General features: G+C 75.5%; 23 protein-coding genes and 1 pseudogene. 12 read left to right on the top strand and 12 right to left on the bottom strand.

Annotated features, from left to right (window positions below):
- The first annotated feature begins 15 nt into the window (after positions 1 to 15).
- Positions 16 to 519 (top strand): Lrp/AsnC family transcriptional regulator, encoded by a 504-nt coding sequence (locus Sdia_RS14680; protein ID WP_100455565.1) that lies wholly within the window; start codon positions 16 to 18, stop codon positions 517 to 519.
- A gap of 32 nt (positions 520 to 551) precedes the next feature.
- On the top strand, positions 552 to 2,240 hold the full coding sequence (locus Sdia_RS14675; protein WP_189500305.1) for a DUF885 domain-containing protein: 1,689 nt from the start codon (positions 552 to 554) through the stop codon (positions 2,238 to 2,240).
- 52 nt (positions 2,241 to 2,292) lie between these two features.
- Here Sdia_RS14675 and Sdia_RS14670 read toward each other — a convergent pair whose 3' ends face one another.
- Positions 2,293 to 3,138, bottom strand: a complete 846-nt coding sequence (locus tag Sdia_RS14670; RefSeq protein ID WP_100455792.1) for an SDR family oxidoreductase — start codon at positions 3,136 to 3,138, stop codon at positions 2,293 to 2,295.
- 667 nt (positions 3,139 to 3,805) lie between these two features.
- Between Sdia_RS14670 and Sdia_RS14665 the strand changes: the two genes are divergently transcribed.
- Positions 3,806 to 4,255 carry an Lrp/AsnC family transcriptional regulator gene (locus tag Sdia_RS14665; RefSeq protein WP_100455562.1) on the top strand — a complete coding sequence of 150 codons (450 nt, stop codon included), beginning with the start codon at positions 3,806 to 3,808 and terminating at the stop codon, positions 4,253 to 4,255.
- 572 nt (positions 4,256 to 4,827) lie between these two features.
- Here Sdia_RS14665 and Sdia_RS14660 read toward each other — a convergent pair.
- From Sdia_RS14660 to Sdia_RS14650, 3 genes are all read right to left on the bottom strand, one after another.
- Complete coding sequence (locus Sdia_RS14660) at positions 4,828 to 7,827, bottom strand: AAA family ATPase (RefSeq protein ID WP_189500304.1); 3,000 nt, start codon at positions 7,825 to 7,827, stop codon at positions 4,828 to 4,830.
- Positions 7,824 to 8,990 carry an exonuclease SbcCD subunit D gene (locus Sdia_RS14655; RefSeq protein WP_100455560.1) on the bottom strand — a complete coding sequence of 389 codons (1,167 nt, stop codon included), beginning with the start codon at positions 8,988 to 8,990 and terminating at the stop codon, positions 7,824 to 7,826. The genes Sdia_RS14660 and Sdia_RS14655 overlap by 4 nt, the downstream gene beginning before the upstream one ends.
- 281 nt (positions 8,991 to 9,271) lie before the next feature.
- Complete coding sequence (locus Sdia_RS14650; RefSeq protein WP_223121925.1) at positions 9,272 to 10,078, bottom strand: TSUP family transporter; 807 nt, start codon at positions 10,076 to 10,078, stop codon at positions 9,272 to 9,274.
- 94 nt (positions 10,079 to 10,172) lie between these two features.
- On the opposite strand from Sdia_RS14650, the pseudogene Sdia_RS14645 reads away from it, so the two are divergent.
- Positions 10,173 to 10,925: pseudogene (locus Sdia_RS14645) on the top strand (AraC family transcriptional regulator); the annotation flags it as partial.
- Between the two features lie 509 nt (positions 10,926 to 11,434).
- The gene (locus Sdia_RS14640) at positions 11,435 to 12,034 is read left to right on the top strand and encodes a DsbA family protein (RefSeq protein ID WP_189500303.1); all 600 of its coding nucleotides are present in this window, start codon (positions 11,435 to 11,437) and stop codon (positions 12,032 to 12,034) included.
- 14 nt (positions 12,035 to 12,048) lie between these two features.
- Here Sdia_RS14640 and Sdia_RS14635 read toward each other — a convergent pair whose 3' ends face one another.
- On the bottom strand, positions 12,049 to 12,675 hold the full coding sequence (locus Sdia_RS14635; protein ID WP_100455558.1) for a YigZ family protein: 627 nt from the start codon (positions 12,673 to 12,675) through the stop codon (positions 12,049 to 12,051).
- 121 nt (positions 12,676 to 12,796) lie between these two features.
- On the opposite strand from Sdia_RS14635, the gene Sdia_RS14630 reads away from it, so the two are divergent.
- Positions 12,797 to 13,213: a CoA-binding protein gene (locus tag Sdia_RS14630; RefSeq protein ID WP_189500302.1), complete on the top strand. Its 417-nt coding sequence runs from the start codon at positions 12,797 to 12,799 to the stop codon at positions 13,211 to 13,213.
- Between the two features lie 122 nt (positions 13,214 to 13,335).
- On the opposite strand, the gene Sdia_RS14625 is transcribed toward Sdia_RS14630, so the two are convergent.
- The 4 genes from Sdia_RS14625 to Sdia_RS14610 all read right to left on the bottom strand — a co-directional run bounded on the left by Sdia_RS14625 (position 13,336) and on the right by Sdia_RS14610 (position 16,101).
- Entirely contained in the window at positions 13,336 to 14,088 is a 753-nt protein-coding gene (locus Sdia_RS14625; protein ID WP_189500301.1) for an acyltransferase, read from the bottom strand.
- A gap of 87 nt (positions 14,089 to 14,175) precedes the next feature.
- Complete coding sequence (locus Sdia_RS14620) at positions 14,176 to 14,709, bottom strand: gamma carbonic anhydrase family protein (RefSeq protein WP_124288520.1); 534 nt, start codon at positions 14,707 to 14,709, stop codon at positions 14,176 to 14,178.
- Positions 14,710 to 14,852: 143 nt separating this feature from the next.
- Positions 14,853 to 15,494, bottom strand: a complete 642-nt coding sequence (locus Sdia_RS14615; RefSeq protein WP_124288519.1) for a DedA family protein — start codon at positions 15,492 to 15,494, stop codon at positions 14,853 to 14,855.
- Positions 15,495 to 15,663: 169 nt separating this feature from the next.
- Positions 15,664 to 16,101, bottom strand: a complete 438-nt coding sequence (locus Sdia_RS14610; protein WP_124288556.1) for a DUF4442 domain-containing protein — start codon at positions 16,099 to 16,101, stop codon at positions 15,664 to 15,666.
- Between the two features lie 186 nt (positions 16,102 to 16,287).
- On the opposite strand from Sdia_RS14610, the gene Sdia_RS14605 reads away from it, so the two are divergent.
- Together Sdia_RS14605 and Sdia_RS14600 are read left to right on the top strand one after the other, a co-directional pair.
- Positions 16,288 to 17,388, top strand: a complete 1,101-nt coding sequence (locus tag Sdia_RS14605; protein WP_115068392.1) for a DUF8017 domain-containing protein — start codon at positions 16,288 to 16,290, stop codon at positions 17,386 to 17,388.
- 108 nt (positions 17,389 to 17,496) lie between these two features.
- On the top strand, positions 17,497 to 18,954 hold the full coding sequence (locus Sdia_RS14600; RefSeq protein ID WP_189401400.1) for an MFS transporter: 1,458 nt from the start codon (positions 17,497 to 17,499) through the stop codon (positions 18,952 to 18,954).
- On the opposite strand, the gene Sdia_RS14595 is transcribed toward Sdia_RS14600, so the two are convergent.
- Positions 18,910 to 19,758 (bottom strand): spermidine synthase, encoded by an 849-nt coding sequence (locus tag Sdia_RS14595; RefSeq protein WP_115068394.1) that lies wholly within the window; start codon positions 19,756 to 19,758, stop codon positions 18,910 to 18,912. The genes Sdia_RS14600 and Sdia_RS14595 overlap by 45 nt on opposite strands.
- A 137-nt stretch (positions 19,759 to 19,895) precedes the next feature.
- Complete coding sequence (locus Sdia_RS14590) at positions 19,896 to 20,807, bottom strand: LysR family transcriptional regulator ArgP (protein WP_115068395.1); 912 nt, start codon at positions 20,805 to 20,807, stop codon at positions 19,896 to 19,898.
- 258 nt (positions 20,808 to 21,065) lie between these two features.
- Here Sdia_RS14590 and Sdia_RS14585 point away from each other — a divergent pair, with 258 nt between their 5' ends.
- Entirely contained in the window at positions 21,066 to 21,692 is a 627-nt protein-coding gene (locus Sdia_RS14585) for a LysE/ArgO family amino acid transporter (RefSeq protein ID WP_100455548.1), read from the top strand.
- Between the two features lie 148 nt (positions 21,693 to 21,840).
- On the opposite strand, the gene tuf is transcribed toward Sdia_RS14585, so the two are convergent.
- The gene (gene tuf, locus Sdia_RS14580) at positions 21,841 to 23,013 is read right to left on the bottom strand and encodes an elongation factor Tu (RefSeq protein WP_100455547.1); all 1,173 of its coding nucleotides are present in this window, start codon (positions 23,011 to 23,013) and stop codon (positions 21,841 to 21,843) included.
- 376 nt (positions 23,014 to 23,389) lie between these two features.
- On the opposite strand from tuf, the gene Sdia_RS14575 reads away from it, so the two are divergent.
- From Sdia_RS14575 to Sdia_RS14565, 3 genes are all read left to right on the top strand, one after another.
- A complete protein-coding gene (locus tag Sdia_RS14575; RefSeq protein WP_229831388.1) occupies positions 23,390 to 24,193 on the top strand; it encodes a TVP38/TMEM64 family protein in 804 nt (267 codons plus the stop codon).
- Positions 24,186 to 25,079 carry a class I SAM-dependent methyltransferase gene (locus tag Sdia_RS14570; protein ID WP_100455791.1) on the top strand — a complete coding sequence of 298 codons (894 nt, stop codon included), beginning with the start codon at positions 24,186 to 24,188 and terminating at the stop codon, positions 25,077 to 25,079. Before Sdia_RS14575 ends, Sdia_RS14570 begins: the two co-directional genes overlap by 8 nt.
- A gap of 81 nt (positions 25,080 to 25,160) precedes the next feature.
- Positions 25,161 to 25,910, top strand: coding sequence for a DUF4230 domain-containing protein (locus Sdia_RS14565; protein WP_100455546.1), 750 nt, complete (start codon positions 25,161 to 25,163; stop codon positions 25,908 to 25,910).
- Positions 25,911 to 26,223 lie beyond the last annotated feature (313 nt).

Here is a 26,223-nt window from a genome sequence, read left to right as displayed (position 1 = left end):
TGCTACGTTCGGCGGATGACTGGTTCTGTCGTACTGGACACGGTGGACCTGCGGATTCTGCGGCTGTTGCAGAACGACGCCCGGGCGACCTACCGCGAGCTGGCCGAGGCGACCGGGGTGGCCGCGTCCACCTGCCTGGACCGGGTGGCGCGGCTGCGCCGGTCCGGCGTGATCCTCGGGCACCGGCTGGAGCTGGACCCGGCGAAGCTGGGGCGCGGGCTCCAGGCGCTGCTGTCGGTGCAGGTACGGCCGCACCGGCGCGAGCTGGTGGGACCGTTCGTGGACCGCATCCGGGCACTGCCGGAGTCGCGGGCGGTCTTCCATCTGACCGGCCCGGACGACTACCTGGTCCATGTCGCCGTGGCGGACATGACCGATCTCCAGCGGCTGGTGCTGGACGAGTTCACCTCCCGGCGGGAGGTGGCGCGGGTCGAGACCCGGCTGATCTTCCAGCAGTGGGAGTGCGGGCCGATGCTGCCTCCGGGGGAGGCCGAGGGGGCGCCGGACGGAAGATGGTGACGCCGGGGGGCGGGCCGTACGAGGATGGGCCCATGTCAGAGTTGAAGAACCCGTTGCCCCGTCAGGTCGCCGACGCCTACGTCGACGACCTCATCGCCCTCGACCCGATCACCGGTACGTATCTCGGATTGGCCGAGAGCTCCGGGAAGCTGCCCGACTTCTCCCCGGCCGGACGGCAGGCCGTGGCCGCCCTGGCGACCGCGACTCTGGCCGCGCTGGACGAGGCGGAGCGGCGCCCCGGCGGGCAGAGCGAGGAGGAGCGGCGCTGCGCGCGGCTGCTGCGGGAGCGGCTGACCGCCGAGCTGGCGGTCCACGAGGCCGACGAGGACCTGCGCGCGGTCAGCAACATCCACTCCCCCGCGCACGCGGTGCGCGAGGTCTTCACGGTGACCCCGACCGGCACCGAGGAGGAGTGGGCGGCCGTCGTGGAGCGGCTGCGCGCCGTACCCGCGGCGCTGGAGGGCTACCGGCAGTCACTGGAGCTGGGCCTGGAGCGCGAGCTGTACGGCGGCCCCCGGCCGACGGCGACGTTCGTCGGGCAGCTCACCGAGTGGGCGGGCGGCGAGGGGGAGCCGGGCTGGTTCGACACCTTCGCGGCGGACGGCCCCGAGGCGCTCCGCGCCGAGCTGGACGAGGCCGCCGCCGGGGCGAGCGCCGCGGTGGCGGCGCTGCGGGACTGGATGCGCGACGTCTACGCGCCGGCCGTCGAGGGACAGCCGGACACGGTGGGCAGGGAGCGGTACCAGCGCTGGTCCCGCTACTTCAACGGCACCGACCTGGACCTGGACGAGGCGTACGCCTACGGCTGGTCGGAGTACCACCGGCTGCTCGGTGAGATGCGCGCCGAGGCGGAGAAGGTGCTGCCGGGCGCGGCCACGCCGTGGGAGGCGCTGAAGCACCTGGACGAGCACGGCGCGCACATCGAGGGCGTGGACGAGGTCCGCGACTGGCTCCAGGGCGTCATGGACGAGGCCATCGAGGCGCTGGACGGGACCCACTTCGAGCTGGCGGAGCGGGTGCGCCGGGTCGAGTCGCGGATCGCGCCGCCCGGCGGGGCCGCAGCCCCGTACTACACCGGTCCTTCGGAGGACTTCTCACGGCCGGGGCGGACCTGGCTGCCGACGATGGGCGAGACCCGCTTCCCGGTCTACGACCTGGTGTCGACCTGGTACCACGAGGGCGTGCCCGGCCATCACCTCCAGCTGGCCCAGTGGACGCATGTGGCGGAGAGCCTCTCGCGCTACCAGGCGACGGTCGGCATGGTCAGTGCCAACTGCGAGGGCTGGGCGCTGTACGCGGAGCGGCTCATGGAGGAGCTGGGTTTCCTCACCGACGCGGAGCGGCGGCTGGGGTACCTGGACGCGCAGATGATGCGGGCGGCACGGGTCATCGTCGACATCGGCATGCACCTGGAGCTGGCCATCCCGGACGACTCGCCGTTCCATCCGGGCGAGCGGTGGACGCCGGAGCTGGCGCAGGAGTTCTTCGGGCAGCACAGCGGCCGGCCGGCGGAGTTCGTGGAGAGCGAGCTGACCCGCTATCTGTCGATGCCCGGCCAGGCCATCGGCTACAAGCTGGGCGAGCGCGCCTGGCTGCTGGGCCGCGCCAACGCCCGCGCGGCGCACGGCGACTCCTTCGACGCCAAGGCGTGGCACATGGCCGCGCTGTCGCTGGGCTCGCTGGGCCTGGACGACCTGGTGGACGAGTTGTCGAGGCTCTGACGCGTACGGGGCCGGGCGCCGCCGCCCGGCCCCGTGGCCGGCCCGCCCCTCGTCAGCGCCGGAAGCCGCCCTCGGAGTCGATGACCTGGCCGGTGATCCATCCGGCCTCGTCGGTGGCGAGCCAGGAGAGCAGCCGCGCCGGGTCGTCGGGCATCCCCCAGCGGCCCGCCGGGAAGAGCCCGGCGATGTGGTCGTAGGCCGAGCCGGTGAGGTAACCGGTGTCCACCGGACCGGGGTTGACCGTGTTGACGGTGGCACCGAGCGGGGCGAGCGCGGTGGCGAGGGAGCGGGTGGCGGAGGCCAGGGCGCCCTTCTGGAGGCTGTAGGCGATCTCGTCCGGCATACCACCGCCGTGGTCCTGGCCGGAGGTCATCATCAGGACGCGGCCGGGCGGGGCGTCGTCGCCGAGGGCGGCGCGGTGCCTGGCGTACGCCTGGACCAGCAGGATCACCGAACGGGTGTCGACGGCCCAGTGGACGTCGAGGGCGCGGGCGTCGATCGCCTCGAGCGGCCCGTCGTCGCCGCTGCGGGCGTGGTTGGCGACCAGGATGTCGAGCCGCCCGCCGAGTGCCGCCACCGCGTCCGCGAGAAGCCCGGCGGGAGCGTCGGGGTCGGCCAGGTCGGCGGATCCGTGGGTGACCAGGGCGCCGGGCGCCGCCAGCACCTCGCGTACCGAGTCGGCGACGCGTTCGGGGTCGTCGGCGCCCCAGGGCTGGGCCGCGTCGTGCGGCACGTGGTGGTGGAGGTGGACGCTCGCGCCGTACGCGGCGAGTCTGCGGGCCACGGCGTGGCCGATCCCGTCGCGTCTGCTGGCACCGGTGACCAGGGCGGTGCGGCCACGCAGCGGCAACGGATCGCGGGCGAGGCCGGCGGCGGTGGGCGCGGGGAGTTGAGGCATGTCGCCCATGATCGCGGGCGGGCTCCCCGGCGTCCACGAGGTTTCCCGGTCCCGGGGGCGGCGTGCGGCCCGGCTCGGCAGCCGCGGGGCGGCCGTGCCGGGCGGGTGCGGTCAGCGGGTCGGGGGGCGGCGCGGGGGCCGGCGGCGGTGTCGTGGCGAGTCCCTCCCGCACCCGGCTCGTGGCCGCCGGGTGTCTCCTCCTCGACCGGGTGACCGCGTTCGGCCGGGGGCGGCGCGGACCGGGCGGCCACAGCCGGGCCCCGGCAGTGGGTGACGACGGGGCGGGTGGGTCGAGGGGGCGGGCGGCGAGCGGGGCGGTCGGCCGGCGGACGGCGCCGGGCACGTGGTCCTGTGCCCAGGCGGCCGTGGACCGGGCGTCGACCGAGGTGAGGCCGGGGCGCCGACGGCGAGGTCTGCCGCGACGCCGGAGACGGGGCTGCGGCGGACGAGGGCGGCCCGCGGCGGGGCCGCCGTCCCGGCGGGCGGCACGACGGGGGCGGCGGACGGGGAATCCCCGGTGGCCGTCGGCCGGGGTGCGGTCCGGTCGGTGGCGGTGCTGAGCTGGTGCTTCACGGGGTCGAATCTCGATTCGGACGGCCCCGCCCTGAAGGAGTGGTCCCCGGCGAACAGATTGATCCACCGGGGATAGCCCTGCTACAGATGCACCATGACCGAGTCTTCCCCGGACGCCACCGACTGGCGCATCCTGGAGGCGCTTCAGCGGGACGGGCGGGCCAGTTTCGCCGAACTGGCGCGGGCCGTGTCGATGTCGGCGAGCGCGGTGACCGAGCGGGTGCGGCGGCTGGAGGAGGCGGGGATCGTACGCGGCTACACCGCCGTGGTCGACCCGGAGCGGCTCGGCTACGCCATTCTCGCCTTCGTCCGCCTGCGCCACCCGCACGGCAACTACAAGCCCTTCCACGACCTGGTGGCCGCCACCCCGCAGATCCTGGAGGCCCATCACGTGACCGGCGACGACTGCTTCCTGCTCAAGGTCGCCGCCCGCTCGATGCGCCACCTGGAGGAGCTGACGGGCCGCATCGCCGGACTCGGGGCGGTGACGACCAGCATCGTGTACTCCTCGCCGCTGGTGCGGCGGGCGATCGGGGGCGGATGAGCGAGGCCCGGACCGGGGTGCCCGGGAGTGGTCCGGGCCTCGGCCCGCGCGGCTTCGCCCGCGCCGTTCGCCCGCGAGGCCGGCGCCGGCACGGCGGGGCCCCCGGCCGGGCTCACGCCTCGCGGGGGACGAGGAATGAGCGCGCTGCGGGTGGCCGTCCAGAGCGGAGACGTCGCGAAGCGCCTCATGAGCGGGCCCCCTCTCCGAGGGTCCATGGACGTGGTCCGCGCCGAAGGGTGATCCTGGGGCCGGAACGCTCCGGGAAGTCGGGGCCCGTGCGGGATCTGAGGAGCGGCCGGGAGACGTACGTCAAGGCGTGGGACCGAGCGGCCCTGCGCCCCGTCACCCTGAAGACGCTGAGCGAGGACACGGCGGCCACGGGCTCGCGGCCGTTCCCGGGGGGGTGAGCGCTTCCGGACGGGCGCGAGGACCGTAGCCTCGGCCACGGCACCCCGCCTCGCACCCGTACGCGCCCACGGGACGACCTCCGTCCGGGGCTTGCGGACGTGGTACCTCGTCGTGGAAGGCGGCCAGGGCGACTCCCTGCGCTCGGTCACCGCGCGCCCGCGTGCTCAGCCGCCGGTGCCGTGGACCCGCAGCCGTGAGCCGTCGCGCCCCTTGACGACCTCCAGTTGGGTGTGGACGCGGCGGCGCAGGTCGGCGACGTGGCTGACGATGCCCACGCTGCGGTCCCGCTCGCGCAGGGCGTCCAGGACGTCGAGGACGTCGTCGAGGGTCTGGTCGTCCAGACTGCCGAAGCCCTCGTCGATGAAGAGGGTGTCGAGGCGGACCCCTCCCGCCTCGTCGGTGACCACGTCCGCGAGGCCGAGGGCGAGGGCGAGGGAGGCGAAGAAGGTCTCGCCGCCGGAGAGGGTGGCGGTGTCGCGCTCCCGGCCGGTCCAGGCGTCCACCACGCGCAGTCCCAGCCCGGAACGGCCGCGTCCGGAGCGGTCGGCCGTGTGCACGAGGGTGTAGCGGCCACCCGACATGCGGTGCAGGCGTACAGTGGCGGCCGCCGCGACCTGCTCCAGCCGCGCGGCCAGTACGTACGACTCCAGCCGCATCCGGCGTTCGTTCTCCGCCGAGGTCCCGGCGGCGAGCTGGGCCAGCCGCGCCACCCGTTCGTACTCCGCGCGCAGCGGGCCCATGCGGCGGGCCTCCGTGGTGGCCTGCCGGGAGAGGGTGTCCAGCGCGGCGGCGTCGCGGGCGGCCGCCTCGGCGGTGGCCGCGGCGGCGCGCAGGCGCAGGTCGGCCCGGCGCGCGCGGTCGGCAGCGGCGTCCGGGTCGGCGGGCGGCCGGCCGGCGGCCTCGGCGGTGGCCGGGTCGGCGAGGGCGGCACGGGCCTCGGCCTCCTCGAGCCGGCGGGCGTCGACGAGGTGCTGGAGCCGGCGGTGGCCCGCGTCGTCCAGGACGGCGGCGGCCGCCTGCTCGGGCGTGTCGAACCCGGCCCGGTAGGCGGCGTCGGCGAGTCGCGCGTCGGCCTCCTTGAGCCGGGTGGCGCTCTCCTCGGCCGCGCGGGCGGCGTCGGCGGCCTCGGTGAGCAGCGCGGCCCGACGCTCCAGTTGCCGGGCGCGTCCGGCGACGTCCGGGGCGTCACCTCTGGCCTGCTTCAACTCCTCGGCGAGTGCTGCCTGTTCGCGTACCAGGCTGTCGCGGAGGGTGGCGCGGGCGGCGGCCCGGCGTTCGGCGGCGTGGCGGTCGGCGAGGCGGCGGTCGTGTTCGCGCTCGGCGGCGTCGAGCCGGTGGCGGACGGCGTGCAGCGCCTCGGCGGCCGACCGGGCCTCGGCGTGCTCGGCGGCGAGCCGTCCCGCCTCCGCCTCCAGCCCCGGGGTCTCGGCGGTGGTGGCTGCGGCCGTCGCGGCGGCCAACTCCTCCCGTACGACGCCGAGGGCGCGTTCGGCCTCGGCCCGCCCGGCGTCGCACCGGCGGTAGGCGGCGTGCGCCTCGTCCTCGGCCCGCTGGTCGACGTGGCCCTCGGCGCGGGCCGCCGGACGCGGGTGGGTGGTCGCGCCGCAGACCTCGCAGGGCTCGCCGTCGGTGAGGCGGCCGGCGAGTTCGGCGGCGATGTGGGCGAGGCGCTTCTCCTTCAGCGCCAGCCAGTGCCGCTGGGCCTCGGCCGACGCCTCGGCGGCGGTGAGCACGGCGGCACGGGCCCGGTCGGCGTCGGCGGTCAGCGTGTCGCGGCGGCGGGCGGCGGCGAGCCGTTCGCGGGCGGGGCCGAGGAGGGCGGCGAGCCGGTCGGCGCGGGCGGCGGCGTCGCGGGCCCCGGCCTCCTCGCGCTGGAGCGCGGCGCGGGTGGTCTCCCAGCGGTCGGCCCAGTCGGCGGTCTCGGCGAGCAGGGTCTCGTCGGCGTGCTCGTCCCGGTCGGCGCGGGCCAGTTCCCCGGACAGCTCGGCGTGGCGCCGCTCGGCCCGGCGGGCGGAGGCGAGCGCGCCCAGTTCCCCGACGGCGGTGCGGGCGAGCGCCGCCAGCCGGGCGGCCGGGGCGGCCTGGTCCGCGGGGAGGGCGGCGCGGGCCGCCTCCTCGGCCCGGCGGGCGCGGGTGTGTGCCTGTTCGGCGGCGGCGCGGAGGTCGAGCGCCCCTTCGACGGCGGCGGCCTTGCGGGCCCGGGCGAGCCGGGCCAGGTGCTCCTGGTGGGCGTCGGCGGTGGCGTCCAGGCGGACCCTGTGCTGCCGGGCCTCCTCGGCGCGCCGCTGGAGGCGGTGGAGTTCGCGGGTCTCCTCCAGCGCCCGGCGGGCGGCGGTCTGCTCCCGCTCGGCGGCGGTGAGGGCGAGCCGGGCGACGGTGCGGCGTTCGCGCAGGGTGGTGCGGGCGGTGGCGGCCCAGCCGAGCACGGCAACGGCGAGCCCCGGTTCGCCGGGCTCCCCCTCGGGGGCGGGCACGCCGATGTCCTCGCCCGCGACCTGCCGCATCCGCTGGAGGGCGGCGAGCAGCACGCCGTCCCCCTCCTGGACGCGGTCGGCGGCGGCCCGGCGCAGCTCGGCGAGGTGCTGCTCGACGGCGGCGAACCGGCGGGTGTCGAAGAGGCGGCCCAGCAGCCGCCCCCGGGCCTCGGCGTCGGCGCGCAGGAACCGGGCGAAGTCGCCCTGCGGCAACAGGACGACCTGGCAGAACTGCTCCTTGCTCATGCCGAGCAGCTGGGTGATCTCCTCACCGGTCTCCTGGTGGGAGCGGCTGAGGTCGCGCCAGGTCCCGGTGGCCGGGTCGTACTCGCGCAGCCAGGTCTGCGCCTTGTCGAGTGTGGTGCCGGTGCCGCGTCTCTTGGGTCGCTCCCACGCGGGCTGACGGGTCACCTCCAGGCGGCGCCCGGCGACGGTGAGGTCGAGGACGACCCCGGCTCGGGTCTGCGGCGCGGCGTGGTCGCTGCGCAGTCCGGGGCCCTGGGCGGCGGTGCGCTCGCCGGGCAGGGAGCCGTAGAGGGCGTAGCAGACGGCGTCCAGGACGGACGTCTTGCCGGCGCCGGTCGGGCCGTGCAGGAGGAAGAGTCCGGCGGTGCTCAGCGCGTCGAAGTCGATCTCGTGGGCGCCGCCGAAGGGGCCGAAGGCGGTGATGCCGAGACGGTGCAGCCTCATCGGTGGACCTCGCCCAGGTGGTCGGCGGTGCGGACGGCGTCCAGCGCCTCGTGCAGCAGGGCGCGTTCGGCGGCGTCGGGGCCCGCGCCGCCGCGTACGTGGCCGACGAAGTCCTCGGTGATCTGCCGGTCGTCGCGGCCGCTGAGCCGCCGCGCGTACGAGTCGAGCGCCTCCTCCTCGCTCCGGTCGGGGGCGAGGACGAGACTCAGCGTGTGGGGGAACCGCTCCTGGAGGCGGGCCATCGGGTCGGCGGGCCGCACCGGGTCGGTGAGCGTCACCTCGACCCAGGCGTCCTCGTGAGCGGCGAGACGCTCGTCCGCGAGGAGTTCCTCCAGCGTGCCGCGCAGCCGGGCGAGCGGACGCGGCACCGGGCAGTCGAGGCGCTCGGCCGCCACTTCACCGCGCGCGTCGAGGTCGATCAACCACATGGACTTGCGGTGACCGGCCTCGGAGAAGGAGTACGGGAGCGGGGACCCGGCGTAGCGGACGCGCGGGGTGAGGGTCTGACAGCCGTGCAGGTGGCCGAGGGCGGCGTAGTCGACCCCGTCGAAGACGTCCAGCGGGACGGCGGCGACGCCGCCGACGGTGATGTCGCGTTCGCTGTCGCTGGCGACGGCGCCGGTCACGAAGGCGTGGGCGAGGACGACCGAGCGGGTACCGGGCCCGCGGTCGGCGAGATCGGCGCGGACCCGGTCCATGGCCGCGCGCAGCACGGCCTCGTGACCGGCCCGCTCGACCCCCAGCGTGTCCTTCACCAGGGCCGGTTCGAGATAGGGCAGACCGTAGAAGGCGACGTCGCCGTGGTGGTCGCGGAGGACGACCGGGTCACCGCACGCGGCGGGCGAGGTACGCAGGTGGATACCGGCCCGGTCGATGAGCCCGGCGCCGACACCCAGGCGGCGGGCGGAGTCGTGGTTGCCGGAGATCATCACGGTGGGGACGCCGGCCTCGGCGAGCCGGTGCAGCGCGGTGTCGAAGAGCTCGACGGCGGCGAGCGGCGGCACCGCCCGGTCGTAGACGTCCCCGGCGACCACGACCACGTCCGCCTCGCGGGCGCGCGCGGTGTCGACGAGGTGGGTGATGAAGTCGGCCTGCGCGCCGAGCATGCTCACCCGGTGGAACGAGCGCCCCAGGTGCCAGTCCGAGGTGTGCAGAATCCTCACCGGGCCGCTCCGACCCGCGTCTCCACCCGCACCGTGCCTCCCGAACCGGCGTCGACCATCACCGGCCCGTCCGCCGGCACCGACCACGCTAACGCCGGCCGCCGGCTGCTCCGTCACCCGCCCCGGACACTCTGCCCCGGTGTGCGGCGTCATGGCCGCCCATGTCCGCCACGTTCGGGGCGTCGTACACGTCGCCGGCCGAGTCGCGCCGGCGAGCGGCGGTGCCCGGTGACGCCGTGCCGGCCGGATCGACCGGTCCGGCCGGCCCCCGGGGGCGCATGTCACGGGCCGAAGAGGGACATGGCGGCCGCCACCATCGCCAGCAGGCCCGCGTACGCCCAGGCGTGGAGGCGGTCCGGGATGCGGGGCGGGCGCCTGCGGAGCAGGGCGATCACGGGCAGGGCACCGGCCAGCAGCGCCAGTGCGGCGCGGACGTCGACGAGGCCGGCCGGGGCGCCGTGGGCCGCGTGCCCGCCTCCGGGCCCCGGCACGAAGGCCAGGTGGATCGCCGCGGCGGGCAGGGCGATGGCCAGGGTGAGCGGGTTGGCCAGCGCGGCGGCCACTCGCATCGGGTGGCCGGCCCGCCGCATCGCCGGGACCGTCATGACGCTGCCGCCCACGCCGAGGAAGGCGGCGACCGCTCCCACGGGCGCGCCGACGACGGCCGGGAGCGGCCGGGGTCCCGGGGAGCCGGCGGACGCGGCGCGCGGGCGCAGGAAGCCCGGCCGCAGCAGCACGTCGGCGAGGGTGACGGCGGTGTAGCCGACGAACGCCCAGTGGGTCAGCGCCCCCGGGGCGAGGCGGGTCGCGAACGCGCCGGCCACGCCGCCCACCGCCAGCAGCAGGAGCAGCGGGCGGCCGCCCCGGAGGGCGGCGAGCGTGCGCCGCGGGGTGACCGCGGTGGCGAAGGCGGCGTTCACGACCATCACCACCACCGAGGTGGCCACCGCCACCCGCGCGGCGTCCGCCCCGAGGGCCGCGTTCGCCCACACCACGACGGGGACCGTGACGAATCCCCCGCCGAAGCCGAAGAGCACCGTCGTCGTCCCCGCCAGAAGCCCGACACCGAGCAGAGCCACCACGTCCATGGCCCTCACCCCATCAACCGCGCACGGCTGCCCGCATGCGACACCCGGCACGATTCCTTCGCGACCCGGCCAGGGCCGCGGGTACGGTGGCCGGGTGAGGAACGTTCCCCTGGCGGAGGTGGACCGCGTCGAGCGGGCCGTCCTGCCGATCGGCACCGACTACCCGCCCGGACACCTGCTGGACTGGCACGAGCACCGGCGGGCGCAGTTCCTCTACGGCGCCACCGGCGTCATGGTCGTCGACACCGCCCACGGCACCTGGACCGTCCCGCCCGAGCGGGCCGTCCTGGTTCCGGCGGGCACCCGGCACCGGGTGGGGATGCTGGGGGTGAGCACCCGCAGCCTGTACGTCGAGCCGGACGCCGTCCCCTGGTGGCCCGCCACCTGCACGGTGGTCGAGGTCTCGCCGCTGCTGCGCGAACTCCTCGCGGTGGCCGTCGGCTTCGAGGCCGACTACAGCCGGTCGGGGCGCGAGGGCGCCGTCGCCACCCTTCTCCTGCACGAGATCGGCGCCGGCGCGCCGCTCCCCTTCCACCTGCGGCTCCCTGACTCCGCCGACCTCGCCCGGCTCTGCCGCGCCTACCTGGCCGCTCCCGACGCCGGTGTCACCAACGCCGCCTGGGCCGCGCGGGCGGCGTTGAGCGAGCGTGCCCTCACCCGGCGCTTCCGTATCGAGACGGGGGACAGCCCCGCCGTCTGGCGCGGCCGGGCCCGCCTGCTGGCGGCCGTGCCGCTGCTGCGCACCCGGTCGGTCACCGAGGTCTCCGGGCGCCTCGGCTACGCCTCGCCCGCCGCGTTCACCGCGGCCTTCACCCGCACCTTCGGCACTCCGCCGTCCCGCTTCGCCACCCGCCCGGGGGCTGGCGCGTATCGGGCCTCTGACCGGCTCGTCGCGCGAGGAACGACCGCGCCGCCTCCGGCTCGTCCGGGAGGGGGAGGCGGCGCGGTGAGGCGGACGCGCCGCCCGCCTGCCGGGCCCCGGCGACAGCGGGGTGCCGTGGTTCTGCCCGCCGGCCCGGCCCCCCATGAGGAGAGCGACCTCCCGCACCCGGTGGCTTTTCCCCGGGCGGCCCGGCACCCGCGAACCGGCTTGGCCCCGCACCGCGTTCGCGCGGTGGGACGGAGACCACCACCCCCACGTCGGGCCGGCGGCCGGGAGCCTGCGCGGGCCCCGGGTGGCGGCGCCGCGTCCGCGGAGCGTCGGCCCGCCGACCGCGGTCTTCGCGGTCGTCTTCCTGTCGGGCGGTGAGGGGGAGCGGCCGGGCCGTCACCCGAACGGCCCCACCCGGCGGCGGGAACACGGCCCCGGCCCTCCCCCGCGTTGCGCGCGCCGCTCCGCCTGCCCAGCCTGAAGCCATGGTCCCTTCTGAAGCCCCGGTCCCCGCGCACACCACCGGCCCCGGCGACACCGTCGTCCTCTACGGGGAACCGGGCCACCGGCACACGCTCACGGTCCACCTCGACCTGCGCTGCCCGTTCTGCAAGCGGATGGAGAACGGGCTCGGCACGGTCATGACCGACGCCGCCGACCAGGGCCGGCTCACGCTGCACTACCGGTTCGCGACCATCATCGACGAGGGCGTGGGCGGCAGCGGCTCGCTCACCGCGCTGAGCGCGCTCGGCGCGGCCGCCGACGCGGGGCAGCAGCGGTTCGCCCAGTACCTGCACGTGCTCTACGCCGAGCAGCCCTCGGAGGAGGTGGACGCGTTCGCCGACACCGGCACCCTGCTCACGCTGGCGGGTGAGGTCGACGGGCTGCGCGGCGAGGAGTTCGACCGCGAGGTCCGCGAGGACACGTACCTGCCGTGGGCACGCGAGGTCTCCGCGGCGTTCGCGGCCTCCGGCGTTCAGGGCACCCCGACGGTGCTGCTCGACGGCACCCCGTTGCCGGTGATCAACCCGATGGGGTACGCCGTCAGCCCTGAGGCCTTTCTCGCCGAGCTGCCCCGCGTCTGAGGCGCCGCACCCGGTCAGGCGTCGCCGTACGCCTCGCCGCCGGGGCAGAACTCCGCCTCGCCCGCGGTGGCGTCGGCGAGCCAGCTCCGGAAGGACTCGACGTCGGCGTCGGGCAGCCCGATGTCGAGGGTGACCCGCTCGCCGTAGTGGACGTCGCGGATGGCGCGTCCGGCGGCCCGCAGGTCGTTCTGGAGGCGCCCGGCACGCTCGTGGCCGACGGTGACCGAGGCGAGACGGAAGCGCCGCCGGGTACGGGTGCCGAGCGCGTCGAGGGCCTCGCCGACACTGCCGCCGTAGGCGCGGATGAGTCCGCCGGCACCGAGCTTGGTCCCGCCGTAGTACCGGGTGACGACGGCGACGGCGTAGCGGACGTCGCGGCGGAGCAGCATCTGCAGCATGGGGACGCCCGCCGTGCCGCCCGGTTCTCCGTCGTCGGAGGCCTTCTGCACACCGGCGTCGGCGCCGATGACGTAGGCGTAGCAGTTGTGGGTGGCGTCGGCGTGGGCGCGCCGGACGCGGGCGATCACCGCCTGGGCCTCCTTCTCGGTGGCCGCCGGGGCCAGGGTGCACAGGAAACGCGAACGGCTGATCTCGGTCTCGTGCACGCCCTCACGGGCCACGGTGCGGTACTCGTCCTGCATCCGGCCAGCCTATGCGCCGGGGGGGAAGGGGCGCAGGGCGGGGAATGGCACCGTCGCCCGCGGGGTTGCCCGGACGGGCCGCGGGAGCCGCCCCGGCCGGCACACCGACGAGGAGATCCCCATGCCGGAACAGTACGGAGACAGCGAGACGGTCCGCCGCGTCCTGCGGGAGAGCGGCGACACCTGGGCCGTGGTCGGCCTCTCCGCCAACCGGGAACGGGCCGCGTACGGGGTGGCCAGGGTGCTCCAGCGGTACGGCAAGCGGGTCGTGCCGGTGCACCCGAAGGCCGAGACGGTCCACGGGGAGCAGGGCTACCCGTCGCTGGAGGCCGTGCCGTTCCCGGTCGACGTGGTGGACGTCTTCGTCAACTCCGCCCTCGCCGGAGAGGTCGCCGACCAGGCGGTCGCGATCGGCGCGAACGCGGTCTGGTTCCAGCTCGGAGTCGTGGACGAGGCCGCCTGGGAGCGCACCAGGGCGGCGGGACTGGACATGGTCATGGACCGCTGCCCGGCGATCGAGCTTCCCGCGTCGGGGTGAGCGGGAGGGCGGGCCGGGCCGGGGCCGTCGTGCCTCAGCCCGTCCCACAGCGCCGAGGCCGGCGGAGCCACCGCACCGGGTCTTCCCGGCCCGGGCGCTCCGGGGCCGCCCGCCGCGGGCCTTCAGCCGCCGCTCTCGGCCTCCCAGGCAGCCAGCGCGCGCAGTTGAGCCGGGGTGACGTCGTCGGGCAGCGGGACGGGGGCCGGGGTGCGCAGCGGCGGCTGCCAGCCCTCCTCCTCCGTCCAGCGGCGGACGACCCGGGCCGGGGCGCCCGCGACCACCGAGTGGTCGGGAACGGTACCGCGCACCACGGAGCCCGCTCCGACGACGACGTTCCGTCCGATCCGGGCGCCGGGGAGGATCACCGCGCCGGTCCCTATCCAGCAGCCGGTGCCTATCGACACCGGTTTGGTGCGCGGCCACTGCCGTCCGATGGGCTCGTGCGGGTCGTCGTAGCTGTGGTTGGTGGAGGTCACGTAGACGTACGGACCGAAGTAGCAGTTGTCGCCGATGGTGACGGTGGTGTCGGCGATGACGTGGCTGCCCCGGCCGAGGACGACGCCGTCGCCGATGTGCAGGATCGGGTCGGGGCCGAGGTCGAGGTCGGGCATGAGGCCGGCGGTGAGGGTGACCTGCTCGGCGATGATGCAGTAGGCGCCGACGCGTATCCAGGGCTCGCCGAAGATGGTGCCCTGCGGGTAGGCGATGCGGGTGCCGTCCCCGAGCGCGCCGAACCGCAGCCGACCGGGGTGTTCGGCGGTGACGGTGCCGGCCTGCCGCACCCAGCGGCGGCCGGTCTGCACGGCGGCGTGCGCGAGGCGGGCGCCGCCGCGGGCGAGGCCGCGGGTGAGCGGGGTGAGCGGGTTCTTCGGCACGCGGCCACGGTACTCACCGGTAGGGCCGTCGGGACCCGCCCGGACCTGTGATCTTCGCCCCAGGCGCGCCCGCCCGGGGGCGGTCCGTCACTCCTCGGCGAGGGCCTTCGCGTGGGCCTCGGCGAGGGCGCGGTAGCCCTCGGCGTTGAAGCGGATGCCCTCGCGCTCCTCCTCGGTCAGCTCCCGGCGGACCTTGGCGGGCACCCCCGCGACGAGCGAGCCCGGCGGCACCCGCATCCCCTGCGGCACGAGGGCCTGCGCGGCGACGAGCGAGCCCGCGCCGATGTGGGCGCCGTTGAGCACGGTGGCTCCCATGCCGATGAGTACGTCGTCCTCGACGACGCAGCCGTGCAGTACGGCGTTGTGCCCGACGGAGACCCCGGTGCCGATGGTGACGGTGAAACCGGGGTCGACGTGGACGGTGGCGTTGTCCTGGACGTTGCTGCCCGCACCCAGCCGGACGGGGCCGCAGTCGGCGCGCAGCACGGCGTTGTACCAGAGGCTGGAGCCCTCCGCCATGACGACGTCGCCGATGACGGCGGAGCCCGGTGCCGTGAAGGCTCCCGGGTCGAGTTCGGGTTCCTTGCCGCCGATCGCGAGGACCGTGGTCCCGTCCGCCATGCCGCCTCCTGCCGCCGTACGCCTCGGCGCGTCCCGCGCCGCCGCGGGTGTCCCACGAATCCCTGGCACCGTACGCGACGGGCCGGGTGGGGGTGGCCCGGCTGCGGCGAAGATCACAGCGGCCGGACGGCGGTGGTGCGGCGTCAGCCGGCGGTGGGCACCGGGGCGTCGGACAGGGCCGCGGAGGCCCTGCGCGCCCGGCGCCTGAGGAACAGCGTGGTGGTGACACCGACGAGGACCGCGAGGAGCAGGCCGAGCCAGGAGAACCGCTTGAGCCATTCCTCGGCGACGATCCCCAGCGAGTAGACGACGGCGGTGGTGCCGCCCGCCCAGACGATGCCGCCGGTGACGTTGGCGATCAGGAACTTCCAGTACGGCATGTGCAGGACACCGGCGAGCGGGCCCGCGAAGATCCTCAGCAGGGCGATGAATCGGCCGAGGAAGACCGCCCACATGCCCCACTTCTGGAAGGAGCGCTCGGCGAGGGCGATGTTGGCCGCGCCGAAGTGGTGGGGGAACCTGCGGGCGAGGCGGGCCAGCAGCGGCCGGCCTCCCTTGCGGCCGATGGCGTAGCCGGCCGAGTCGCCGATGACGGCTCCCGCGATGGCGCAGGCGCCCAGGACGTAGGGGTTGATGTCGCCGTGCTGGGAAGCGAGCAGGGCGGACGAGACCAGGACGATCTCGCCGGGCAGCGGGATACCGAGCGACTCCAGGCCGATGACCACGCCGACGAGGGCGTAGACGCTGACGGCCGGGACGGTCTCCAGCCACTCCTGCACGTGCACAGTCGGTCCCTCCCGCATCCGCCGGACCCGCGGATTCCGGGTACGGACGCGCGCAGCCTACCGGCCCGCGGCAGGGCGGAACGCCCTGTCGGTCCGCTCGTCGTGGCCGATGGGAGAGGTGGGGCGGCTCCCCGGCGCCGCTGCCGGGGAGTCGGCGGGGCCGGGCCGGTCAGCTGTTGGGGCGAAGGGTCCAGACCACGGTCATCTCTCCGGTGACGGCACCGTCCTCGCGGGTGATCTCGACGTGGACGGGGAACTCCGGGCGCGTTCCCGCGTCGAGCTCGGCGACGACCTCGGCGGCCGGGCGGCCGAGGACGGCGGTGGCGGTGACCGGGCCGAGGGCGAGCTTGCGGTAGCGGATCTCCGCGCCCGCGGCGAGCGGGACCGCGCGCGTCAACTGCTCGCCGAAGGCGGCGAGGACGATGGCGCCGCTGGCCGACTCGGCGAGCGTGAACATGGCTCCGGCATGAGGGCCGCCGACGTGGTTGTGGTACGCGGCCTGGTCGGGGAGATGGGCCACGGCCCGCTCCGGGGTGATCTCGCCGAAGGCGAGGTCGAGGGTCCGCACCATGGGGACCGTGGCGGCGAGCATCTCTCCGACGGACATCTGTTCTGCGCTCATGACCCGGATGTTACCCGCGAGTAGCCGCGGTTGGCCATCCCTCCCCGGCAGCGGACCGGACGGGCGGAGGGGCCGCGCGGGGAGGGGCGGAGGGGCCGGCGGCAGTCGTGACGGAGTCGGGACAGCCCGGACGTGGCAGCGGCGGCCCGGCGGCCTCTATGGTTACTGGCCATGTGGCCAGGACAGCAGCCGCCCGGGGGCGAGCAGAACCCGCAGGACCAGAACCAGAATCCGAACGCGGGAGGAACTCCGCAGCAGGGTCAGAACCCGCCCACGTCGGGCACTCCCCAGCCGGGGCCGAACCCGTACCAGCAGCCGGGGTACCAGCAGCCGAACCCCTATCAGCAGCCGGGGTACCAGCAGACGCCGTACCCGCAGCAGCCGGGCCAGCCCGGCCAGTGGGCCGCGCCGACCGTCGTGTCGATCGGCGCCTCCAAGCCCCCCGGGGACGACCGTCGTAAGACCACCATCGTCGCCGTGGTCGCGGCGGCGGCGGTCGTGGTGGCGGCCGCCACCACCGGATTCCTCGTGTTCGGCGGGGACGACGGCAAGAAGGACACGGCCGACGGCAAGCCCGCCCCGGCCGCCTCCACCGAGAAGTCGGACGGCCCGGCCGAGCAGGAACCGAGCGAGAAGCCGGAGAACCCGCGCGACGGCAGCAACGGCGAGAAGCCCACCATCGCCGGGTGGACGGCTGTGGTCAATCCGCGCTTCGGCACCGTCTTCGACGTGCCCGAGGGCTGGGAGCTGCGCTCCACCGACACCAGCATCGGCTTCGAGTGGGAGAACGAGGAGGGCGAGCTGGACCGCACCACGGTCACCGCCCCCGCCGTGCTGAAGCCCAAGTGGTGCACGGACGACCCGGACAAGGACGGCAGCACCAGCGACACCTCGCTGGCGACCGCCGGCACCCGCGGCGAGAACGGCGCCAAGAACACCGACGAGGCGGCCGAGACCCGCGTGCCCTGGTGGATCTACGGCGGCTACACCGAGCCCGACAAGAAGAGCGTCAAGCAGTCGAAGCCCAAGCCCTACACCACCGAGTCCGGGCTCGAGGGCAGCCTGATCACCGCACACTCGGAGGACACCCCGCAGAAGGGCAAGTGCGCGAGCGACGGCAAGGCCACCACCTTCGCCTTCAAGAACGGCGCGGGTGACTTCGTGACCTGGAACATCTACGGCGCCAAGGGCGTCAAGGACGAACTCGCCGAGGACACGATCCAGAAGATCCTCAGCACCGTCCGGCTCACCAAGGAGGATCCGGTGGGCTGACGGCCCCCGCCGCCGGGGGGGCGCTCGGGGTGACCGGCCCGGCCGCCTCGCCCGGGCGCCCCGGATAACCGTTTGGCCACAACGGGGCCCGACAGGCAGAGTCGAGCGGTGAGCACCGCACCCCCGACCCCCTCGCGCCCCCCGGCGGCGCGCCTGCTGCCCCGGATGCCCGACTGGGCGAGCCGCAACTTCACGCTGCTGACCTCGGCCGCCTTCATCACCTCGCTCGGCAGCCACGGCGCGCTGATCGCCGCCGCCTTCGCCGTCCTGGAACACGGCGGCGACGCGGGGGACGTGGGCCTGGTCGCCGCCGCCCGGACCATCCCGCTGATCCTCTTCCTGCTGGTGGGCGGCGCGGTGGCGGACCGGCTGCCCCGCCACCGGGTGATGGTCGCCGCCAACCTCCTCAACTGCCTCTCCCAGGCGGCCTTCGCCGTCCTGGTGCTGGCCGGCTCGCCACTCCTGTGGCAGATGATGCTGCTCGCCGCGCTCGGCGGCACCGGACAGGCGTTCTTCTCCCCGGCCGCCGAGGGCATGCTGATGGCCACCGTCGACCGGAGGAACGCCTCGAAGGCGTTCGCCGTGTTCCGGGTGACGATGAACGGCGCGACCATCGGCGGGGCCGCCCTCGGCGGTGCGATGGTCGCCGTGATCGGGCCCGGCTGGGTCCTCGCGGTGGACGCGGCCGCCTTCGCCGTCTCGGCCGGGCTGCGGACCCTGCTCGACCTCAGCGGCATGCCGCGCCGGGCGCCGGGCGGCGACCTCCTCGCCGACCTGCGGGACGGCTGGCGCGAGGCGCTGGCCCGCCCGTGGTTCTGGAGCATCGTCGCCCAGTTCTCCGTGGTGGTCGCCGTGGTCGGCGCGGCCGAGTCGGTCTACGGGCCCCTGGTCGCCCGGGACCATCTCGGCGGGCCCGCACCCTGGGGGTTCGCCCTCGCGGCCTTCGGGGTGGGCACCGTGGTGGGCGCGGTGGTGATGATGCGCTGGCAGCCGAGACGACTGCTGCTGGCCGGCACGCTGAGCGTCTTCACGCTGGCCCTGCCCTCGGCGGCGCTCGCCGTGCCCCTGCCGGCCCTCGGCCTCGCCGGCGTGATGTTCGTCAGCGGTCTTGCCATCGAGGTGTTCGGCGTCGCCTGGATCACCACGATGCACCAGGAGATCCCGGAGGAGAAGTTCTCCCGGATGTCCGCCTACGACTGGCTCGGCTCGATCGGCATGGTGCCGCTGGCGACCGCTCTCGCGGGCCCCGCCGAGTCGGCTTTCGGCCGGAGCAACGCACTGTGGGGCGGGGCCGTCCTCATCGTGCTGGTCACCGCCGCCGTGCTCTTCGTACCGGAGGTGCGGACCATGACGCGCAGGCCGCCGGAGGCCGAGGCGGCGGAGGACGCCGGGACGCCCGAGGAGAGCGGTCCGGCTGCCGAGCCCGGCCCGGTGCCGGCCGTGGACACCGTCACGGGCGCCGGGGCCGGTGCGGTCGTGACCGCGGCCACCTCCGTACCGGCCCCGGCGCCGGAGCCCGGCTCAGACGCCGCCGACTCGGAAGGCGCCGCCCGGCGGGACGGGTGAGCCCACCGCCTCGTCCTCGCCGACCGGCCGGGCCTCACCGGTGAACCGGCGCAGCTCCTCGCCGTCCACCACGCGGGCGGGGAAGGGATCGGCGGCGGTCCTGCGAGCCAGTTCCCCGGTGTCGAGGGGCCGGCCGGAGGCGATCAGGACGGCGTTGCCGAACCGCCGCCCGCGCAGCACTCCCGGCTCGGCGACCAGCGCCAGATGGGCGAAGGCCGCGCCGAACGTGGCCAGTTGGGAACGCAGGAAGGCGAACGGCGCCCCGTCGGCCAGGTTGGCGGCGAACACCCCGCCCGGCCGCAGCAGCCGGGCCACGTCCCTGGCGCACCCGAGGGTGGTCAGCTCGGCGGGGACCCGGGAGCCGCCGTAGACGTCCCCGACGACGGCGTCCGCGCTGCCCGCGGGCGCCTCGGCGAGCCAGCGGCGGGCGTCGGCCTCGTGCACGGTGATGCCGGAGGACTCGCCTCCGTAGGGCAGGTGTTCGCGCACCAGCTGGCTCAGGGCCCGGTCGTACTCGACCACCTGCTGGCGGACGCCGGGGCGCAGGGCCGCCGTCCTGCGGGGCAGGGTGAGGGCACCGCCGCCGAGGTGGACGAGGTCGCGGGCGCCGGCCGCCAGCGTGTCCAGCACATGGGCGATCCGGCACTGGTACTCGAACTCCAGGTACGCCGGGTCGTCGAGGTCCACGTAGGACTGCGGCGCGTCGTCCACCGTCAGCAGCCAGGCGCGGGGCCGGTCGACGTCGGGGAGCAGCCGGGCGGTGCCGCCATCGACGGCGCGGATCACGGGGAGGGAGTCGTTCACTGCGGCATTGTGCCCTCCGGAGCGGGCCCCGCGTCACCCCGGCGCTGTCCGCAACACCCCGGGAGCGGCGCGGAGTCGCGGGACGGGCGGGCCTCCCGGCACGCCGAAGGCCGCGCCCACCACACCCGCCAGGGGTCTCATCGCGGCCTGTGCAGGGCCTCCGCCGCGGCCGCGGCGACCGCCTCGGCGACCATGGACAGGGCCGGCACGTCCAGCTTCCACTGCTGCCAGTGGAGCGGGACGTCCAGCACTCGCCGGGGCGCGAATCCGACCAGGGCGCCCGACCGGTACCGGGGCAGCGCCTGCTGCTCCGGTACCAGCCCCCAGCCGAGCCCGGCGGCCACCGCGTCACAGAAGCCCTCCGGCGTCGGGACGTGGTGCCGCACGCCGCTCGCGCCCCGCGCCCCGCCGGTCAGTTCCCGTACGAACCTGTCCTGCAACTCGTCGCGGCGGTCGAAGACGATCACCGGGGCCTCGGGAAGGCGCTCCTCGATCGGGCCCCCGGAGAGCCAGCGGTCCACGAACCCCGGCCGGGCGGAGGGCAGGTACCTGGCCAGACCGAGCGGGCGCACCGTGCACCCCGCCACCGGCTCGGCGGAGGAGGTCACCGCCGCCATGACCCGCCCCTCCCGCAGCAGAGCCGCGGTGTGCGCCTCGTCCTCGCTGTGCAGTTCGAAGCAGACGGGCAGCCGCTGCGGCACCTCGGTCAGCGCGGGCAGGAACCAGGTGGCCAGCGAGTCGGCGTTCACCGCGATGGGCAGCCGGGCCGGCGACCCGTCGTCGGCCGTGCCGAGGCCGGCCCGCACCTCCCGCTCCAGCGTCGCCAACTGCCGCGCGAACCGGACGACCGCCTGCCCGGACTCGGTGGGCCGGGCAGGTTTCGTCCGCGTCAGGAGCACCCGCCCGGTGCGCTGCTCCAGCGCCTTGATCCGCTGGCTGACCGCGGAGGGCGTCACGTGCAGGGTCTTCGCGGCGGCGTCGAACGTGCCCTCGTCCACGACGGCGAGCAGCGTGCGTACCTGCTCCAGCGGCAGGTCGGTCATGGCCATCGGGCTCCCCTCGCTCCGTACACCGGCCGGCCTCCGGTCGCCGACCGCCTGCGCCCCTCAGGCACCCAGGCACCCAGGCACCCAGGCACCCAGGCACCCAGGCACCCAGGCACCCAGGCACCCAGGCACCCAGGCACCCAGGCACCCAGGCACCCAGGCACCCAGGCACCCAGGCACCCAGGCACCCATAAGGATCGCTCATGCTACGTAAGAAACTTTAGCTCGACTGATGTCCGGTTGTTCCCTAGCGTCGTCGGCATGACCAGCAGCTTCGCTCCCGCGGCCGCCGCCGGATTCGGCACCGGCCTGTCCCTGATCGTCGCGATCGGCGCCCAGAACGCCTTCGTCCTGCGGCAGGGCGTCCGACGACAGGCCGTGCTCGCGGTGGTCGTCATCTGCGCCGTCTCCGACGCGGTCCTGATCTCCCTCGGGGTGGCGGGCCTGGGAGCCGTGGTCACCGCCTGGCCTGCGGCGCTGACCGTCGTCGGCCTGGCCGGGGGCTGCTTCCTGCTCTGCTACGGCGCCCTGGCCGGCGTCCGCGCCCTGCGTCCCGCCGAGGGGCAGGGCCTGTCCAGCCGGGGCACCACCGCGGGGTCCGTGCGGGCGGCGGTCCTCACCTGCCTGGCCCTGACCTGGCTCAACCCGCACGTCTACCTGGACACCGTGCTGATGCTCGGCTCGATCGCCGCCGACCGCGGCTCGCTGCGCTGGGTCTTCGGCGCCGGGGCGATGCTGGCCAGCCTGGTGTGGTTCGCCGCCCTCGGCTACGGCGCCCGCCTGCTCAGCGGAGTGCTGGCCCGCCCGGTGGCCTGGCGGGTGGTCGACTCCCTGGTGGCCGCCACGATGCTCACGATGGGCGCGATGCTGCTGCTGCGCACGCTCTGACCCGGCGTTCGGCGAGGGGCGTGGCGTACGCGGGAGGGCCCCCGACCGGCGCTTCGCTGTCAGGGGCCCTCCTGGGGCGCGGCGGGGACCGGGAGGGCCGCAGCCGCGGTCCCGGCCCCGCCGCACCGCTGCCGGCCGGGACCCGGTCTCAGTCGAGGACCTCCAGGACGGTGCCGGCCCCGACGGTCCGTCCGCCCTCGCGGACGGCGAAGCCGAGGCCGGGCTCCAGCGGCACCTCGCGGCCCAGCTCGACCGTCATGGTGACGGTCTCCCCCGGCCGGGCGACGCTCGCCCCGCCGAGGCCGATGGTCCCGACGACGTCGGCCGTACGCAGGTGGAACTGCGGCCGGTAGCCGTCGGCGACCGGGGTGCCGCGGCCGCCCTCGCGGGCGGCCGGCAGGTGGACCCGGGCGGTGAAGCGGCGGCGCGGGATGACGCTGCCGGGCGCCGCCACCACATGGCCGCGGCGCACCGCGTCACGGGCGACGCCACGCAGCAGCAGCGCCACGTTGTCGCCGGCCTGCGCCGACTCCATCGGCTTGCCGAAGGTCTCGACTCCGGTGACGACGGTCCCGGCCCCGGCGCCGAGCACCTCGACGCGGTCGCCGACCCGGACCGTGCCGCGCTCGACCGCGCCGGTGACGACGGTGCCGCGGCCGGTGATGGTCAGGACGTTCTCCACCGGCAGCAGGAAGGGCGCGTCGACGTACCTCTCGGGCGTCGGCACATACGTGTCGACGGCGTCGAGCAGCCCTTGGACCGCCCCGGCCCAGCGTGGGTCCCCCTCCAGCGCGCGCAGTCCGGAGACCCGGACCACCGGCACGTCGGAGCCCGGGTAGCCGTGCCGCTCCAGCAGCTCGCGGACCTCCAGTTCGACCAGGTCGGTCAGCTCCGCGTCTCCGGCGTCGGCCTTGTTGAGGGCGACGACGATGTGGTCGACACCGACCTGGCGGGCGAGCAGCACGTGCTCGGCGGTCTGCGGCATGACCCCGTCGAGGGCGGAGACGACCAGGATCGCGCCGTCGAGCTGGGCCGCGCCGGTCACCATGTTCTTGATGAAGTCGGCGTGTCCGGGCATGTCGACGTGGGCGTAGTGGCGGGTGTCGGTCTCGTACTCGACGTGGGCGATGTTGATGGTGATGCCGCGCTGGGCCTCCTCCGGGGCCCGGTCGATGCGGTCGAACGGCACGAAGGTGCCGGTGCCCCGCTCGCTGAGGACCTTGGTGATGGCGGCGGTCAGGGTGGTCTTGCCGTGGTCGACGTGGCCCATGGTGCCGATGTTCAGGTGGGGCTTGGTGCGCACGTATGCCTTCTTGGGCATGGTGGTGTCCTTCTGCGGAAGCGCGAGACGATCCGGGACCCCTGACTCCGGCCGACCCTCCCCCTGCGGGGTCCGCCGGACGTTCCGGGGAGGGTCAGATTCGTGCGCCGTCGAAGCCGTCGAAGGGGAGACCGGCACCCTTCGCAGCGTCCGCGACTGCGGACGTGGCTGCGGGAATGGCGTACCGGGACATGCCCCCATCCTGTCCGGGGGCGGTGGGCGCGTCGACCGAATTACCGTCGCCCGCACCGGCCGGCGGGCGGAGCGGAGGGGGCACGTACACATCACGTCCCTCCCCGCCATCCGGGCAGCCCCCCGCCGGGAAGTGACGCGGCCCGCAGGGCGATCACCGCGTTCCGTCGGTTACGCTCCCCGGATGTCGCCCCCCACCACCGCACCGGTGGCCCCCGTCCGTCCCGCGCGGTCCGCCGCGGTGCGGTGTGCGCGGCTGCTGGTCTCGCCGTGGGCCCGGCTCTCCCTGCTGGCCCTGGTGCTCCTCTCGGCCGGGGTCGCGGTGCTGGTCCTCGAACCGCAGCAGCTCCTCACCACGGGGCTCCCGGCGGCGTTCGGCACCGGTCTGGCGGCCCTGCTCTTCGCCGTCGGCTACGGGGTGTGCACGGCGGCGTTCGTGCCCCGGCCGTTGCTGAACCTGGCGGCCGGCGCCCTGTTCGGCTCCGCCACCGGCCTGGCCGCGGCGGTCGCGGGGACCGTCGTCGGGGCGGGCATCGCCTTCGGTCTCGGGCGGCTGCTGGGGCAGGAGGCGCTGCGCCCGCTGCTGCGCGGCCGGGTGCTGAGGGCGGCCGACGGGCAGCTGAGCCGCCACGGTTTCCGCTCGATGCTGGCGGTGCGGCTCTTCCCCGGCGTCCCGTTCGCCGCCGCCAACTACTGCGCCGCCGTCTCCCGGATCGGCTGGGCACCGTTCTTGCTGGCCACGGCGGTGGGCTCGGTGCCGAACACCGCGGCGTACGTACTGGCCGGATCGACGGCCGCCTCGCCGACCTCACCGGTCTTCCTCGCCTCGGCCGGGTTCATCGGCCTCTCCGCCCTGGCCGCCTCGGTCTTCGCCTGGCGCCGACGGCACCGGCTGGGCGCGGACCGCGCCGGACAGGCCGCTGGCTCGATCTTCCCGGCAGGGCGGGACGGGAGCGCGGCGGCCGGGTTGGATGGGCCGCATGGATGACCTGGTGACGGACGACAAGCGGCGGCCCGACTCCGCCGACCGGCGGTTGATGGCGGTCAACGAGGCGAACTGGGACGCCCGGACCCCCGTCCACACGGCGAGCGACTTCTACGGCCTGGCCGACGAGGCACAGGCGCTGGCCCCGGCGCGCTGGTTCGCCCCGTACGAGTTCGAGGACCTGGGGGAGCTGGCCGGGCGTGATCTGGTCCACCTCCAGTGCCACCTGGGCACCGAGACGCTGGTACTGGCCGGCAAGGGCGCCCGGGCGACCGGGCTGGATCTCTCCGGCGCCTCGGTGGCGGCCGCGCGGGAGCTGGCGGCGCGGCAGCCGGACGGGCCGACGGCCCGGACCCGTTACGTTCAGGCCAATGTCTACGACGCGGTCGAGGCGCTGGGCGAGGCCTGCTACGACGTGGTCTACACGGGCAAGGGCGCCTTGTGCTATCTGCCCGACCTGGACCGCTGGGCGGCGGTGGTGGCCGCGCTGCTGCGCCCGGGCGGGATGCTCTATCTCGCCGAGTTCCACCCGCTGCTCAACTCCTTCGGCCCGACGCCGACCGCCGAGGCGGGCGCCGCGCTGGAACTGCGCCACGACTACCTGGCCGGGCGCGGGGCGATCCGCCGGGACGCCACGTACACCTACACGGACGGGCCGCCGGTGGAGGGGGCGACCGAGAGCGTCGAGTGGATGCACGGGCTCGGCGAGGTGGTGAACGCGCTCGTCGGGGCGGGGCTGGCGATCGAGCTGCTGCGGGAGGACGAGGAGCTGCCGTTCCCGCGCTGGCCCGAGATGGTGCGGACGGAGTCGGGGCGGTTCCGGCTGCCGGACTCGGCGCCGCGGATTCCGCTGCTCTTCGCGCTGCGGGCCCGCCGCCCGGTGGCGTAGTCCGGGTACGCCCTCCCCCGGCCGGGCGCGGGAGGGCGAACTTCCGGGTTCAACAAGGCTGTTCGGGGTCACAAGGCAGCTATGCCGTCCAAGGACGCACGACCCCGGAAGGGCGCCGCCGACCCGGCGGCGCCGGAGTACGACGCGGACCACCACGGCCCGCCGCGCACGGAGACCGGCGCTCCGGAACGTCGGCGGGCCCCGTGGTGGGTGAAGATGACGGCGTTCTTCGCCGGACTCCTCCTCCTGCTGCTCGCGATCACCCGGCTGGACCTGGTGCCCGGCCTGGACGACGTGTTCGGCGGCGGGACGAAGGACCGCACCGGCCCGGCGGTCCTCAGGTCGATCCGCGACATGAGCAGCTACCAGGCCGCCTCGGGCTCCTTCCAGGTGGTGGTCGACCTGGAGAAGGACACCAAGTACGTGCCGGACGCCGTCAAGGGCACCCGGACCCTCTTCGTCGGCGCGGGCACCGTCGGCGCCTCGGTCGACCTCGGCCGGATCGGCGAGGACGCGGTCCGGGTCGACGAGGAACGGACCCGGGCAGAGATCCGGCTGCCGCACGCCCGGCTCGGCAGGCCCGCGCTCGACGCGGACCGCAGCTACACCGTCTCCAAGCAGCGCGGCCTGCTCGACCGGCTGGGCGACTTCCTCTCGGACAACCCGGGCAGCGAACAGGCCGTCAACAAACTCGCCGTCCAGCACATCGGCGACGCCGCGAAGGAGAGCGGTCTGGTCGCGCGGGCCGAGCGCAACACCACCGGCATGCTGGAGGGACTGCTCACCTCTCTGGGCTTCGAGGAGGTCGACGTCGTCTACGGCGACGGGTGAGCCACGCCGGGCAGGCGCGCCGGAACGGCGTGGCACCGGGCAGGGGACGCGCCCCGCGCCTGGCGGCCCGTCACCTCGCGTACACCTTCCGGTCCACGACCCGCCTGTGCGGGCGTCGCTCCCCGGCCACCTGGCGGCGTTACGCTGCCCGGGCCGGGGGGCGCGATCCGGGGCATACCGCACCTTTCGCACCAGCCGGCAACGCCTGACGCCGCGTCGGGCACCGCGAGCGGCTCCGGAGCACCGGCCCGCCCGGAGTCCGAGCGGCCCGGGCGGTCCTGCCCGCACCGCGACGGCGCCCCGGGAGCACCGG

The sequence above is a fragment of the Streptomyces diastaticus subsp. diastaticus genome (genome assembly GCF_011170125.1).
Classification (GTDB): Bacteria; Actinomycetota; Actinomycetes; order Streptomycetales; family Streptomycetaceae; genus Streptomyces; species Streptomyces diastaticus.
Note: the sequence above shows the minus strand (reverse complement) of the source record. Positions and strands in the feature narration are given on the sequence as shown.

Excerpts from the sequence above, each read along its gene's own strand:
- Sdia_RS14680 (WP_100455565.1), top strand. The coding sequence starts at position 16 with ATGACTGGTTCTGTCGTACTGGACACGGTGGACCTGCGGATTCTGCGG.
- Sdia_RS14675 (WP_189500305.1), top strand. The coding sequence starts at position 552 with ATGTCAGAGTTGAAGAACCCGTTGCCCCGTCAGGTCGCCGACGCCTAC.
- Sdia_RS14670 (WP_100455792.1), bottom strand. The coding sequence starts at position 3,138 with ATGCCTCAACTCCCCGCGCCCACCGCCGCCGGCCTCGCCCGCGATCCG.
- Sdia_RS14665 (WP_100455562.1), top strand. The coding sequence starts at position 3,806 with ATGACCGAGTCTTCCCCGGACGCCACCGACTGGCGCATCCTGGAGGCG.
- Sdia_RS14660 (WP_189500304.1), bottom strand. The coding sequence starts at position 7,827 with ATGAGGCTGCACCGTCTCGGCATCACCGCCTTCGGCCCCTTCGGCGGC.
- Sdia_RS14650 (WP_223121925.1), bottom strand. The coding sequence starts at position 10,078 with ATGGACGTGGTGGCTCTGCTCGGTGTCGGGCTTCTGGCGGGGACGACG.
- Sdia_RS14640 (WP_189500303.1), top strand. The coding sequence starts at position 11,435 with ATGGTCCCTTCTGAAGCCCCGGTCCCCGCGCACACCACCGGCCCCGGC.
- Sdia_RS14635 (WP_100455558.1), bottom strand. The coding sequence starts at position 12,675 with ATGCAGGACGAGTACCGCACCGTGGCCCGTGAGGGCGTGCACGAGACC.
- Sdia_RS14630 (WP_189500302.1), top strand. The coding sequence starts at position 12,797 with ATGCCGGAACAGTACGGAGACAGCGAGACGGTCCGCCGCGTCCTGCGG.
- Sdia_RS14620 (WP_124288520.1), bottom strand. The coding sequence starts at position 14,709 with ATGGCGGACGGGACCACGGTCCTCGCGATCGGCGGCAAGGAACCCGAA.
- Sdia_RS14610 (WP_124288556.1), bottom strand. The coding sequence starts at position 16,101 with ATGTCCGTCGGAGAGATGCTCGCCGCCACGGTCCCCATGGTGCGGACC.
- Sdia_RS14605 (WP_115068392.1), top strand. The coding sequence starts at position 16,288 with ATGTGGCCAGGACAGCAGCCGCCCGGGGGCGAGCAGAACCCGCAGGAC.
- Sdia_RS14590 (WP_115068395.1), bottom strand. The coding sequence starts at position 20,807 with ATGGCCATGACCGACCTGCCGCTGGAGCAGGTACGCACGCTGCTCGCC.
- Sdia_RS14585 (WP_100455548.1), top strand. The coding sequence starts at position 21,066 with ATGACCAGCAGCTTCGCTCCCGCGGCCGCCGCCGGATTCGGCACCGGC.
- tuf (WP_100455547.1), bottom strand. The coding sequence starts at position 23,013 with ATGCCCAAGAAGGCATACGTGCGCACCAAGCCCCACCTGAACATCGGC.
- Sdia_RS14575 (WP_229831388.1), top strand. The coding sequence starts at position 23,390 with ATGTCGCCCCCCACCACCGCACCGGTGGCCCCCGTCCGTCCCGCGCGG.
- Sdia_RS14570 (WP_100455791.1), top strand. The coding sequence starts at position 24,186 with ATGGATGACCTGGTGACGGACGACAAGCGGCGGCCCGACTCCGCCGAC.
- Sdia_RS14565 (WP_100455546.1), top strand. The coding sequence starts at position 25,161 with ATGCCGTCCAAGGACGCACGACCCCGGAAGGGCGCCGCCGACCCGGCG.